General features: G+C 63.5%; 12 protein-coding genes and 1 pseudogene. 6 read left to right on the forward strand and 7 right to left on the reverse strand.

The window, feature by feature from the left end; genetic code table 11:
* Positions 1-10 precede the first annotated feature (10 nt).
* From D3872_RS09695 to D3872_RS09710, 4 genes are read right to left on the reverse strand one after another with little or no spacing between them, the layout of a single operon-like run.
* Complete coding sequence (locus tag D3872_RS09695; RefSeq protein ID WP_119810579.1) at positions 11-1,234, reverse strand: acyl-CoA dehydrogenase family protein; 1,224 nt, start codon at positions 1,232-1,234, stop codon at positions 11-13.
* On the reverse strand, positions 1,225-2,796 hold the full coding sequence (locus D3872_RS09700) for a long-chain-fatty-acid--CoA ligase (protein WP_119810580.1): 1,572 nt from the start codon (positions 2,794-2,796) through the stop codon (positions 1,225-1,227). Before D3872_RS09700 ends, D3872_RS09695 begins: the two co-directional genes overlap by 10 nt.
* A 4-nt stretch (positions 2,797-2,800) precedes the next feature.
* Entirely contained in the window at positions 2,801-3,319 is a 519-nt protein-coding gene (locus D3872_RS09705) for an SRPBCC family protein (protein WP_229459246.1), read from the reverse strand.
* On the reverse strand, positions 3,226-3,966 hold the full coding sequence (locus D3872_RS09710) for an aromatic ring-hydroxylating oxygenase subunit alpha (protein ID WP_119810582.1): 741 nt from the start codon (positions 3,964-3,966) through the stop codon (positions 3,226-3,228). The genes D3872_RS09705 and D3872_RS09710 overlap by 94 nt, the downstream gene beginning before the upstream one ends.
* 20 nt (positions 3,967-3,986) lie before the next feature.
* Between D3872_RS09710 and D3872_RS27000 the strand changes: the two genes are divergently transcribed.
* From D3872_RS27000 to D3872_RS09730, 5 genes are read left to right on the forward strand one after another with little or no spacing between them, the layout of a single operon-like run.
* A complete protein-coding gene (locus D3872_RS27000) occupies positions 3,987-4,109 on the forward strand; it encodes a hypothetical protein (protein WP_274381708.1) in 123 nt (40 codons plus the stop codon).
* A gap of 32 nt (positions 4,110-4,141) precedes the next feature.
* Positions 4,142-4,912: an SDR family oxidoreductase gene (locus D3872_RS09715; RefSeq protein ID WP_119810583.1), complete on the forward strand. Its 771-nt coding sequence runs from the start codon at positions 4,142-4,144 to the stop codon at positions 4,910-4,912.
* Positions 4,913-4,921: 9 nt separating this feature from the next.
* On the forward strand, positions 4,922-6,100 hold the full coding sequence (locus D3872_RS09720) for a thiolase C-terminal domain-containing protein (protein WP_441295140.1): 1,179 nt from the start codon (positions 4,922-4,924) through the stop codon (positions 6,098-6,100).
* An 18-nt stretch (positions 6,101-6,118) separates the two neighbouring features.
* Positions 6,119-6,553, forward strand: coding sequence for a Zn-ribbon domain-containing OB-fold protein (locus D3872_RS09725; RefSeq protein WP_119810585.1), 435 nt, complete (start codon positions 6,119-6,121; stop codon positions 6,551-6,553).
* Between the two features lie 51 nt (positions 6,554-6,604).
* Entirely contained in the window at positions 6,605-8,125 is a 1,521-nt protein-coding gene (locus D3872_RS09730; RefSeq protein ID WP_119810586.1) for a class I adenylate-forming enzyme family protein, read from the forward strand.
* A 67-nt stretch (positions 8,126-8,192) separates the two neighbouring features.
* Here the strand turns inward: D3872_RS09730 and D3872_RS09735 are convergent, their stop codons facing one another.
* Positions 8,193-9,407, reverse strand: coding sequence for a cytochrome P450 (locus tag D3872_RS09735; protein WP_119810587.1), 1,215 nt, complete (start codon positions 9,405-9,407; stop codon positions 8,193-8,195).
* A 295-nt stretch (positions 9,408-9,702) separates the two neighbouring features.
* Here D3872_RS09735 and D3872_RS09740 point away from each other — a divergent pair, with 295 nt between their 5' ends.
* Positions 9,703-11,310 carry a GMC family oxidoreductase gene (locus D3872_RS09740; protein ID WP_220476915.1) on the forward strand — a complete coding sequence of 536 codons (1,608 nt, stop codon included), beginning with the start codon at positions 9,703-9,705 and terminating at the stop codon, positions 11,308-11,310.
* Positions 11,311-11,352: 42 nt separating this feature from the next.
* Here D3872_RS09740 and D3872_RS09745 read toward each other — a convergent pair.
* Together D3872_RS09745 and D3872_RS09750 are read right to left on the reverse strand one after the other, a co-directional pair.
* Positions 11,353-11,946: pseudogene (locus D3872_RS09745) on the reverse strand (SDR family NAD(P)-dependent oxidoreductase); the annotation flags it as partial.
* 15 nt (positions 11,947-11,961) lie between these two features.
* Complete coding sequence (locus D3872_RS09750; protein WP_119810589.1) at positions 11,962-13,008, reverse strand: RNA-guided endonuclease InsQ/TnpB family protein; 1,047 nt, start codon at positions 13,006-13,008, stop codon at positions 11,962-11,964.
* Positions 13,009-13,056 lie beyond the last annotated feature (48 nt).

Below are 13,056 nucleotides of genomic sequence, written 5' to 3' on the forward strand. Positions count from 1 at the left end.
GTGGAATGGGTCACAGTCCGAGTCCGGCTTTTGCGATGATGTTGCGCTGGATCTCGTTCGATCCGCCGTAAATCGTACTGGCCCGGTCGTTCAGGTAGTGCAATGGGGCGATGGCCGCAAAGCGCGGCCCGGCATGCGCACCTGCGCCGTGCGGAAACTGCGCCGGGCCGCCCGGGCGCGTCGCCTGCGGCTGGTAGGCAATGCCGTAGTGGCCGGCCGCTTCCAGCGCCAGTTCGGTCAGGTGCTGGCTCAGTTCGGTGCCAAGGACTTTCATCACCGACGCCGCCAGGCCAGGCGAGTGGCGCCCGGTGTCGTCGCGCATGGCGCGGAATTCGTAGAGCTCGAGCGCGCCGATGCGGATGCGGGCGGCCGCGATCTTGCGCGCATAGGCCGGGTCGTCGGCCAGCATCGCACCATCGTCGGCGGGGGCGCCGGCGGCGAATTCGGCGATGCGGTCGAGCCGCACTTGCAGTTCGGGCGCGTAGGCGGTGCCGCCGCGCTCGAACTCGAGCAGGAACTTGGCCACCGTCCAGCCCTCGCCAATCTTGCCCACGACGTTCGCGCGTGGCACCCTGACATTATCGAAAAATACCTGGTTCTGGATGTGCTCGCCGGATGGCGCGACGATGGGGCGCACGCTGATGCCGGGGCTGGCCATGTCGATCAGCAGGAAGGTGATGCCCTGCTGCGGCCGTTCCCGCTTCTCCGTGCGCACCAGGCAGAAGATCCAGTTCGCCACGTCGGCGTGGGTGGTCCAGATCTTGGCGCCATTGCAGACGAAATCGTCGCCATCGGCATCGGCCCGCATCTGCAGCGAAGCAAGGTCGGAGCCGGCGTCCGGTTCGGAGTAACCCTGGCACCAGAAGTACTCGCCGCTCAGCGTCTTTGGCAGGAAGCGGGCTTTCTGGTCAGGGGTGCCGAATTCGATCAGGGCCGGCCCGATCATCTGCAGCGCCATGGTGACCGGCGGCGCGCCGGCGGCCAGCCGTTCGCGCGCGAAGATGTAGCGCTGGGTGACGCTCCAGCCGCAGCCGCCGTGTTCAAGCGGCCAGTTGGGCGCGGCCCAGCCGCGGCCGTGCAAGATGCGCTGCCATGCCAGTGCCCCTTCATACTCGCCGTAGATGCTGGTCATGTGCCGCCCGGCGGCGCGCAGGTCGTCGTTCAGATGATGTTGGAGGAAGACGCGCACTTCGTCCCGGAACGCCAGCTCGGCATCGCTCCAGTTCAGGTCCATTGCCGGCCTTTCGATATCAGGGTTGGTGCGCGCGCCAGGTGTTGCTCACGCAGCTTGTACTTGAGTATCTTTCCGGTGGGCGACAGAGGGAGTTCGCGACGGAACTCGATGCTGCGCGGGCATTTGTAGCCCGCGATCTGGGTCTTGCAATGGGCGACGATCGCCGCCTGGCTCACGGCCTCGCCCGGGCGGAGCACGACCACCGCGTGCACGCGCTCGCCCCACTCGGCGTCCGGTACGCCGATGACGGCGCACATCGAGACCTGCGGCAGTTGCGCGATGGCGTTCTCGACTTCGGCCGAATAGACGTTCTCGCCGCCGGTGACGACCATGTCCTTGAGCCGGTCGACGATGTAGATGAAGCCGTCGTCATCCATGTAGCCGCCGTCGCCGGTGTGCATCCATCCATCGCGCAGCACGGCGGCGGTCTGGGCTGGCTGGTTCCAGTAGCCGGCCATGACCATCGGTCCGCGCGCGGCGATTTCGCCGATGCTGCCATTCGGCAGTGGCTGGCCGTCGGCGCCGACGATGCGCACTTCGGCGATGGGCACCGGCCGGCCGGCCGAGCGGCGCCGGTGTGCGGGCTGGCCAGGCTGGTGGCACCAGGCGGGCAGGGCGCTCACCACGGGCGCCAGCTCGGTCATGCCGTACAGCTGGCAGAAGCCGGCACGCGGCAACGCGGCCAGCGCCTGCGCGAGCAAGGCGTCGTCGATAGGCGCCGCGCCGTACAGCATGAGCTGCAGGCTCGCAACATCGTAGTGCGCAAAACGCGGGTGCTCGATGAGGCGCTTGATCATGGTCGGCACCATGAAGGTTTCGCTCGCCCGCTCGTTCTCGATTGCTTCGAGCACGGCCACTTCGTCGAAGGCCGGCATGATGACCTGCTTGCACAGGCGCGTCATCAGTTGCAGGGTAAAGCCGAGCCCGCCAACGTGGAACATCGGCGCCAGGCCGATCCCGACCGACTCCAGCGGCCGGACGGCGGCCATGTTGGCCGAAAGCTGGTTCAGGTAAAGGTTCGCGTGCGTGAGCATCACGCCCTTCGGCAGGCCGGTGGTGCCTCCGGTGTACAGGATGGCGGCCAGGTCGGCGCCGCCGCGGTGCGCGTCCGCAACGGGCGTGGCCCGCGCCATCAGCGCTTCCGCGTCCGCCATGCCATCGGGTGCCGCGCCGTCGCCGAAGTAGACGAGCGTCTGGAGTGAACGCGACAGTTCGAGCTGCTGCGCGCCGGTGTCGCGGAAGTGCGCATCGAGCAGCAAGATGCGGGTGTCGCAGTCGTCGAGCGAGAACGCGACCTCGCGCGCACTCCAGCGGACGTTGACCGGGTTGATCACGCCGCCCGCCCACCAGGTGGCATACAGGAATTCGACGTAACGGTCGGAATTCAGCCTGAGCATGCCCACGCGCTCGCCCGGCTTCAGGCCGAGCGACTGCAGTACGGCGGCCAGCCGCGCAACCCGGCCGGCAAACTGGCTGAATGTACGGCGGCGCTCGCCGCAGACGAGCACGGTCGCTTGCGGCCGTTCCTGCAGGCCCTTGTGCAGCGGCTGGGTCAGATTCATGGGATCAAGGATTGCAGAACTGCTCGACGGTCTCGTAGAACGCCGGAATGCTTGCCTCCAGGCCGCCATAGACGAGTTCGGCGAGGGCGCCCGATTCCAGCCCCTTCTGCGACAGGCTGGCTGCCCGGAAGTCCTCGTTGCCGAACACATTGAGCACCATGTCGTACGAGCGGGTATACAGGTCCAGCGCCTTGTCGCTGTCGGCCGGTCCGGGTGTCAGCATGAAGTAGTCGACCGTCGACCGGTTCGCCGCGCGCGGACCGATGATCATCACGCTGATGTAATAGGGGCTGGTGACGATGACGGTATTGGGGAAAACCAGGTAGGAGTGCGTCACCGTCTTGTGGATATTCTCGCCGGGGAGGTCGAGCATCGCGGGCTCGAATTGCGCCTTGCCCGAGACCTGACGGATATGCGGACCGATCCGGCTCATGATGGTGGCGACATCGGCAAACATGCTGCCAATGGTAGACGCGTGCAGCCTCTGCACGTGGTAGCCCTCGAGGAAAGGCTCGATGACCAGCTTCCAGTTGGCATCGACCTCGAATCGCTTGTGGCCGAACACGTGCGCATTGGGCATGCCCAGGGCGTCGAAATCGCCCACCAGTTCGGGGTAATGGCGCTGAAATCGGGCTCGGCCTCGCGATCGAGCATCACCCAGATGAAACCGCCCGCTTCGTGGCAGGCCAGCGGCGCCAGGCCGTGCTCATGCTTGTCCAGCGAGGGAAACACCTCCTGGCGCGGCACTCCGGCCAGTTCTCCGGCCAGGTTGTAGGTCCAGGCGTGGTAGGGGCAACTGACCCGGCCGCCCTTGAAGGCGTCGGCGCGCTCCACCACCTTGGCGCCCTTGTGCTGGCAGGCATTGAGGAAGGCCTTGACCTGGCCGTCCTCGCCGCGGCTGAGCAGGATCGGCAAGTCATAGGCATCGAGCGCCAGGAACATCTTCGGCTCGGGCAGCATCGACGACAGCGTCACCGCCACCGGCACCTTCCGGAACACCTCCGCGCGCTCTCGCGCGTAATGATCCGGAGCGATGAAGATGCCGACCGGCCGCCGCGCTTCCGTCGTGTGCACGGCCGCCTGGCCGTGGGGCGGAATGGTGCGGATCGCCGCAATCTGGCTGGCGCTGAGCGAGGCTAGTGTCGGGAATTTTCTGTGAGGCGCATGCATTGGACTGTCCTTCCTGGGCAATGGCTTCCATCTTATTGAGCGGCTATCGTCCTGGCGTCGTCGGTTTCGACGATTCGGGCGCCCGCCGGCGGATCGTCGAAACCGACGACGAGAATGGCAAGGGTTCGTGCCAGCATGGATGACATGGGCAGGAATGCCGAACAGGAGAAAACAGATGCGGCTGAAAGATAAAGTGGTGATCGTCACCGGCGCCAGTTCCGGGCTGGGTGAGTCGATGGTGTTGCGTTTTGCGCGCGAAGGTGCGCACGTCGTTGCCGTTGCCCGGCGTGCAGACAGGCTCGCGCAAGTGGCGGTCATGGCCAGCGGCTCTAGCGGCAGCGTGGTCCCGCTCACGGGCGATTTATGCAGGCAGGCCGATATTCGCAACATGGTGGCGCACACGGTCGAACGCTTCGGAAAACTCGATGTGCTGGTCAACAACGCCGGGATGAATGACGATTTTTCACCCGTCGGCGAGATGGATGACGAACTCTGGCGCCAGGTCTTCATCCTCAATCTCGACGCCGCGTTTTACGCGTCCAAGCATGCGATGCCACACCTGCTGGAAAGCCGCGGCAACATCGTCAACATCGCATCGATCGGCGGCACCGAGGGGGCGCGTGCCGGGGTTGCCTACACGGCGTCCAAACATGCGCTGGTGGCAATGACCAAGCACACCGCCTTCAGTTATGCGAAGGCCGGCATGCGCTGCAATGTGATCTGCCCTGGACCGGTGGACACGCCGATGGTGGCGGCAGCCATCGAGCGCGGCGACACCGGCATGAACAAGGAAGGCGTACGGCGCGCCAACTCCGGCATGAAGAGCCTGCCGCGCATCGGCGAGCCCGCGGAGATTGCGAACGTCGCCTGTTTCCTGGCCTCGGACGAAGCCAGCCTGGTCAATGGCGCCGTCATCGTGGCCGACAGCGGCTGGACGGCATATTGATTGACGATCATGGAAAATGTCCCGGTCATTGTGGGGATTGGCGAGACCGACTTCTGGCGGCGCGGCACGAGTCCCGATAGCGAACTCGCGCTTGCCATCAAAGCGATCCTGAATGCCTGCGGCGATGCTGGAATCGATCCGCACCAGATCGATGGCTTCTGTTCATTTGCCGACAATGCAGTGCATGCGCTGGCGCTGCAGGGAGCGCTGGGAGTCGCGCAGGTGCGCCTGTGCACGATGGCGTGGGGCGGCGGCGGTGGCGGATCGTGCGGCGCGCTGTCGGCCGCCGCTTCGGCCGTTGAATGCGGACGGGTGAAGTACGCGGTAGTTTTTCGTTCCGTCGTCCAGCGCGGAGCGCGCTTCGGGGCTGGGGGCGGATACGCAGGCGGCACTGCGAGCGGAGTCGTAGCAAGCGGGCTTGGCGATATTCACTGCCCAGGATATTCGCAGCCGTATGGCCTGATGACGCCCGGTCAAATCGCCGCCATGCATTTTCAACGGTATATGTACAACTACGGTGTCGGCACCGAGGGGCTGGGCCATGTTGCGACGACGTTTCGCGATAATGCGTCGCGCAATCCGCGCGCGCTGATGAGAAAGCCGATGACGCTGGAAGATCATGCGAATTCCCGGATGATTTCGCACCCTTACAGGCTGTTTGACTTCTGCCAGGAGAATGACGGCGCGTGTGCCCTGATCGTCACGAGCGCGGAACGCGCCAGGGACTTGAAGGGAAGGGCGGTGCGCATCCTCGCTCGCGCGGAAGGCAGCGGCGACCAATGGGCAAGCCTGTCGCGGCGCTCGGTGCCGGCGAATAACCAGGCCCTGATGGTCCCTGAGATATATGCTGAGGCGGGCATCGGACCGTCCGACATCGACGTGGCCCAGATCTACGATAATTATTCGGGCCAGGTCCTGATCGGGCTCGAGGAGTGGAAGCTGTGCGGACCCGGCGAGGCAACGGATTTCGTCAAGAGCGGGGCCATCGGCCGGCACGGCAGCCTGCCTGTGAATACTGCCGGCGGCCTGCTGAGCGAGGGCTATATTCAGGGACTCAACCTCGTCACGGAAGGGGTTCGCCAGATCCGCGGCGCATCGACCTCACAGGTGCCCGGCGCCGAGCTTGCGCTGGTTACCGGCGGTTCGATGGCGGCGCCCAGCAGTGCTGTAATTCTTGCTAGAATGTAAATTACTGGAAGCCCGATCATGACCCGCACCAACTATTTTCGCGACCTGATGCCGACGGTCGCGCCGGAGGCCGACGACCGGGCATGGTGGGAGGCCTGCCGGCGCCACGAGCTGACGGTTCCCACGTGCTCGCTCTGCGGCCTGAGCCGGTTTCCCATTTCGCCGGTCTGTCCACAGTGCTTCAGGCCCGGCATGGCGTTGAAAAAGGTATCGGGGCGAGGGAAAATCTTCTCGTATACCGTCCAGCACAACCCGCCGACGCCGGCGCTCGCCGCGATCTGTCCGTACAACATTGCAATCATCGAGCTCGACGATACGGAGCGCACCCATATGGTGTCGAATATCGTCGACGCCACCCCCGATGAACTCGCCATCGGGCTGCCAGTCGAGGTCGTATGGGAGGAGTTGCAAGGCAATATCACGGTGCCTCGTTTTCGCGTCACCGGCTTTTGAAGTTTTGCAGCGAAAAAATTCGAACACCAATAAATGGAAGAGGAGATGTGAATGAACGGAACCTTGATTGACGCTGTCGGCTGGTGGTCTGAACTTCGCAAGGATGAGCCTGCAATCGTGACGCAGGATGACCAGCTCACGTATGGCGAACTCGCCAGTTGGGCGGGCGCCGCTGCCGAATGGTTGGTCGCCAAGGGGCTGAAGCCTGGCGAGCGCGTCACGATCCTGGCGACCAACAGCCTTGCATGGTGTGTGATGTCGCAGGCTGTGATGCAGGCCGGGGGCTTGCTGGCGCCAGTCAATCCGCGCTTCACGGTCAGCGAGGCCAGCCACGTGGTGGGACGCTATGAGCCGGCATTTATCTTCTATGACCAGGATCGGGCCGAGCTTGCCGCCGCGATCGGCAAGTCGGCGCCTGCGATCGGTCTATTGCCTTTGAGCATCGTCGATGAGTTCCGGCATACGAAGCCTTCGGGCCGCAAGCTGGACCGGGGAATCGATGCCGATACCCCGGTCGTCATCATCGGGACGAGCGGCTCGACCGGTTATCCCAAGGGCGTTGTTTACAGCCATCGCACGATGTTGGGGGGCTACGCCGACTTCGCCATCGCCGACGCGCGTGCCGCGCATCATCCGCGGGTCATGATGTTCGGCCCCTTGTGTACTTCCGCCGGCTATTACGTGCTGATGCTGGCGCTGGTCCTGGGCGGCACCGTTTTCGTCGAAGACAGCTTCGATCCCGTCAAGGCGCTCAAGCGGATAGCGGAGGACAAGATTTCGATCCTGATGGGCGTGCCGGTATTTTTCGAGCGCATGGCGGCCTGCAAGGAATTCGCCGGGACCGACATGTCGAGCATCCGCCAGCTGCAATCGGGCGGGGCCCGGGTGTCGCGTGAATTGCTCATCACCTGGATGGGGAAAGGTTTGGTATTCCAGCAACTGTATGGACAGACCGAAGCAGGTGGCTGTGCGACGATCAATCCGGTTGCCTCGGCGGTCGAGTTTCCGGAAAAGTGCGGACGCGGCATGCCCTTCACACGACTTGCGACGATCGACCAGGACGGCAATTTTTGCCCGCCGGGCGTGCCGGGAGAAATTGTCATCAAGGGTCCCGCGGTCATGGTTGGTTACTGGCGAGACCCGGAAGCGACCGCAAAAGTACTGGTCGATGGCTGGCTGCGTACCGGCGACCTGGGTGTCATCGACGAGCAAGGCCTGCTGACCATGCTCGACAGGCTCAAGGACATCATCATTTCCGGCGGCATGAACATCTCGGCGGCAGAGCTTGAACGCGTGATTTCAGTGTTTCCGAACGTGCTAGAAGTCGCCGTGATCGCAGCCCACGACGAACGCTTTGGAGAGGCGCCGCTGGCGGTGATTTTCGCCCCCAGGGGCATCGACATCCCGGCCTTGCTGGCCCATTGCAGGGAGCAGCTGAGCGCTTACAAGATGGTGCGCTACGTGGCGATAAGCGAGGAACCGCTGCCGCGGCTCGCGGCAGGGAAGATCTCGAAACCTGCGCTGCGCAAGCAGTATGCCAATGCGCACCTGGTGCTGGACAAACTAGGCTGACGCCGCTTCATCCTGCCGGCGCCAGCGGCCGCCGGGGATCCGCGATCCCGGCGGCCTTCCTCCCAGCCTAGCTCGCGGCCGGCGCCGGCGTCCATTCGAGCGGCAAGTCCTTGAGCGACATTACCATTCCCGCACGGAACTTTGGTGCGAAGCCTGCGCTGACGTGGAACTGAGGAATCTGCTTCAACCATTCTTCGGTCAGGATCCGCATCTCCGAGCGCGCCAGGTTATGGCCGACGCACAGGTGGGCGCCCGTCGAGAAGGTCAGCAAGCGGCGGTTCTTGCGATCCACGTCGATCGTCAGCGGATCGGGGTTTTCGCGCGCTTCGCGGCCGAGCTGCGAGTTCAGGCACAGCACCATGTCGCCGGCACGGAAAGCGACGCCGAAACGTTCGACGTCCCGCGCTACCATGCGCGGCACATTGACCACGCCAAACAGGCGCAGGCATTCCTCGATGAAGCCGGGTATGGCAGCCGGATCGCGTACCAGCCTGGCCTGGAGCGCGGGGTCTTCGGCCAGGGCCCGGTAACTGAAGGTCAGCACGTTCACAACCGTGTCGAGGCCGCCCAGGAACAGCAGCAGCGTCATCTTGAGCAGTTCGTCGGTGTTCAGGGGGCGCCCCTCGACCTGCGCATTGACCAGCACGGAAACCAGGTCGTCGCCGGGCGCGATGCGGCGCGCCTCGATCAATTCCATCATGATCGCGTGAACTTGCCCGGCGAGCTCGTACCTGCGCGCCTCTGCAATGTCATCGAGGTATTCTTCGGCGATCGCCCGGAAGCTTTCGAGCCTGTCGAACGGTATGCCCATCATTTCCATGAAAACCGTGACTGGAAACTGGGAAGCAATGTCCTTGAGGAAGTCGCAGCTGCCCTTGGCGGCTACCGCGCTGACGAAGTGCCTGGCCCAAGTGCGCAAGGACTCTTCGCGCTCGGCAACCGACTTGGGGGAGAAATAGGGCATCAGCACATGGCGGTAGGGGACGCTGTGCGGTGGATCGAGGTTGATCGGTATGAGCCCCATGGGCTTGGCGATGCGCGGAATTTCCATCTCGGAAGACGTGAAATTGGCGGGATCCCTGAGGATTTCCTCGGCGTAGGCGAAACGCGTGACGACCCAGTGTCCACCGTTCTTCGGCGTATAGAATACGTCGGGCGCCTGCTCGATGAGCTTGGCGTAGCCTTCATGCAGGCCGTCCTGAAGAAGCGAATCCTTGTGTATGTCGAATGAAAAGACACGCTCTGCTGCCACGTGGCCGGGAATGTTGTTCGGACTGGTCATGAAGTCTCCTTTGTTAAGTACGCAGGAATGCGCGTTCGCTCTTGGTATGCCGCTGTGATTCACGGGGATGCGCTCGAATCTAAGGCAGAACGGCAGCGCAGGCGTCGTCGCTTGCGACGATTTTTGGGGCCTGCCCCATGACGTTGCGAGGCGAGGGGCGCTTGCGTGAAGGCTCCCCAAAAAATCGTCTGTTCCGACGACGCGCACGGGCGCGACCCAACGGACACTGCCAATGTCCAGGACGAGGGGCTGCAAGCGCCTCGATATTTGATCGAAATTTCATCGGAAAACCAGAATGATGCAGGCATTTGATTATGTGATTGTCGGGGCTGGCGCCGCAGGCTGTGTGCTGGCCCATCGCCTCAGCGAAGATCCTTCCGTAACGGTCGCCCTGATCGAGGCGGGCGGCAGCGGCCGCACGCCCCTGGTATCGATGCCGAAGGGGTTCGCCAAGCTGATGCAGGATGTCAAGCGCACCTGGATGTACAAGGTGGCGCCCGAGAAGGGCAATGCGTTCCGCGAAAGTGAACAATGGCAGCGCGGGCGCATGATGGGCGGATCGAGCGCCATCAACGGCATGATGTACGTACGCGGCCAGCCCGCCGACTATGATGAAATCGCGGCGCAAACCAGCGACGACTGGTCATGGAAGCATATCGGCGCCGCCTTCAAGCAGCTCGAGTCGCATGAACTGGGCGCCGACCCTACCCGTGGCGATCGCGGCCCGCTGCGCCTGACGCTGGCGAACCGCCGCAACGCGCTCACCGAGGCCATGGTCGATGCCGGCCCGACGATGGGCCTGACGCGTAAAACCGATGTGAATGCACCCGACGGCGACCCCTGCATCGGCTACGCGACCCGGACGATCTTCCGGGGGCAGCGGCAGAGCGCCGCGCGCGCCTTCATCGATCCGATCCGGCATCGTGCCAATTTGACGATCTTTACCGACATGCTGGTCGACAAGGTCAATTTTGAAGGCCGGCGCGCGCGCAGCGTCGCCGTGATTGCAAACGAGACTGGACAGGCGTCGGAAATCCAGGCGCGCCGCGAAGTCATCCTGACCGCCGGCGCCATGGCATCGCCGGGAATCCTGCAGCGCTCGGGAATCGGCGACCGCGCATTGCTGCAGCAGCTGGGCATTCCCCTGGTGCACGAGAGTCCGCAAGTCGGGCGTCGCATGCTCGAGCATCGCTGCGTCATGATCCAATGGCGCCTGCGCGTCCCCTTATCCGACAACACCGCCTATTCCGGCCTGCGCTTGCTGGGCAATGTGGCCCGCTATTTCCTGACCAGGACCGGCCCGATGTCGTCCGGTGCGTTCGAGATCGGTGCATGGCTGAAGTCCAGCCCGAAGGCCGCGCGTCCGGATATCCAGTTCCTGGTGGCGCCGTGGTCATACGATATGTCGGCGGCGTCTGCCGCCCTGGACAAAGCCCCGGGCATGAGTATCGCCGCCTACCCGCTGCGGCCAAGCTCGCAAGGGGAGATCCACATCGTGAGCCGCGATCCGCGCGTCTTGCCGACGGTCAAGCCGAATTATGTGACGACCGACGAAGACCGGGCCCTGATGCTCGATACCATACGCCTCGCGCGCCAGTATGGCGAGCAAGCCTCGCTGCGCCCGATGATCGAAGCCGAAACCTTCCCCGGACCGCAGTGCGTGTCCGACGCGGACATCCTGGACGCGTGCGAGAAGTTCGGCATGTGCGGTTACCATGCGGTCGGTTCCTGCCGCATGGGCAACGATGCCGAGTCCGTCATCGATCCGGAGCTGCGGGTGCGCGGGGTCGACGGACTACGGGTGGTCGACACGTCGATCTTCCCGCAAATACCTTCCGGAAATACCAATGGGCCGACGATGGCGATGGCCTGGCGCGCTGCCGACGTCATCCGGCGCGGCTGAAGAAGCGATGGGGAAGGGGCAGCGCGCTGCCCCTTCCCATGACTATTTTTTCTTCGTAAATACCGCCTGCAGGTCCGGCATGGCTTTCTTGCTTGCCTGCCCGGCATCCACGCTGAGCACGCTGCCGGTAATGAAGGAGGCCTCATCCGAGGCCGCGAACACCACCGCGTTGGCGACGTCCGCCGGTACCCCGACCCGGGTCGTCAGCATCTGCGTTTCGCGCAGCATCGGGCCGGGACCGACCCGCAGCGCCACGGCGCGAATGCCCTGGTGGCGGTAATCGACCGCGATCTGGTTGGTCAGCGATTCTAGCGCCGCCTTGGAGGGGCCAAACACGGTAAGTCCCTTGACCGCGCAGACCGCCGCTATCGAGGAGATATTGATAATCACGCCACCGCCACGCTGGGTCATTTCAGGAATCGCGTATTTGGCGAACAGGAAGGGCGCGTACACCCCGACCCGCATGAACTGATCGAAGGTTTCCAGGCTTTCGTCAACCACTTCATGCGCATTGCCGCTGCGGATGATGTGGGTGGCCGCGGCATTGTTGACGACGATGTCGATGCCTCCAAAAAACGCTACCGTACGGGCGACGGCGTCGCGCACCTGCGCCTCGTCGGTCACGTCGCATTCGTTGACGTCCTCCCCGACCTAAAGGACGGGGATTCCTACAGCTAGCGTCGCACGTCCGCGACGGAGAATGTTCAACGCAGCATTGAGATCACGATCATGTGCCGCTCCGCAATCACAGCAACGCCATTCTCTTATTCCAAGGTCTGCGATACCTTTCGGCCGCGAATCGGGCACAGCGCCGCAATCCGAGCAGATCTGGGTGGTAAAGCTTTCGTTCACTTCTTCAAACCAGGCGCCATGCTTAACAGCCTTGTACGCCAGTTGTGTACGGAAGGACGACCAGCCGACATCGTAGACGGACTTCGCCATGCTGGTTTTGGCGAGCCCGGATGCATTGATATTTCCAACCACGATGTAGTCGAACGCGCCGACGATGGCGCTGGTGCAGGTGTGCAGGTAATGGCGGCGGCGATTGGCAATCTTTGCATGGAGCGCCGCAACCCTCTTCTTCTTGCGTGCGCGCTGGGCCACCGCCAGCGCCGCCTCGCTGGCACGGTAGATCTGCGGCGCTGCGATGCGGCTGCCGTCGCTCAGTGTGGCCAGGTCTTTCAGGCCAAGATCGATTCCCACGCCGCGCACCGGCAAGCGGGCAGGCGGTGCCTGAACTTCAAGGACGATATTGAGGAACCAGTTGCCGCGCCGGTCGCGCGAGAAGTTGGTCCCGTCGGTGATTTTTCCCTCAGGCAGCGCGCGCGAATGGAACACGCGGAAGGTATTGCCGGCGAAGCGGAAGGCATTGCCTTCGCGTTTCAGTTCACGTCCTTTCAACGGCACCCAACCCATGGACTTCCTGCCGCGATAGCGAAGGTAGGGCCGACGCGACTGGGAGCGCGACTTCGCATACTGCTGGCATACGTCGTTGACTGTGCCAGAGTGAAGGCCAAGCTCCTTGCTGCACCCCATCGTGAGCTTGATCAGGTCAAAACCGGTATGCCAGCGGCGACCGAAACGCAGCGCGTCCTTTTGCCTGTCGTTGCAGTAGTTCCAGACAAAGTTGACTGCCCGGACCTGCTTGTTCAGCAAGCCGGTCAGCGACTTGACGCGGTAGCGGTAGACCAGTTTCATCCATGTTTGACAGCCATTGTCGACCATGGTTCCACTCTTAAAACCAAG

The organism is Massilia cavernae (assembly GCF_003590855.1).
GTDB lineage: Bacteria > Pseudomonadota > Gammaproteobacteria > Burkholderiales > Burkholderiaceae_D > Telluria_A > Telluria_A cavernae.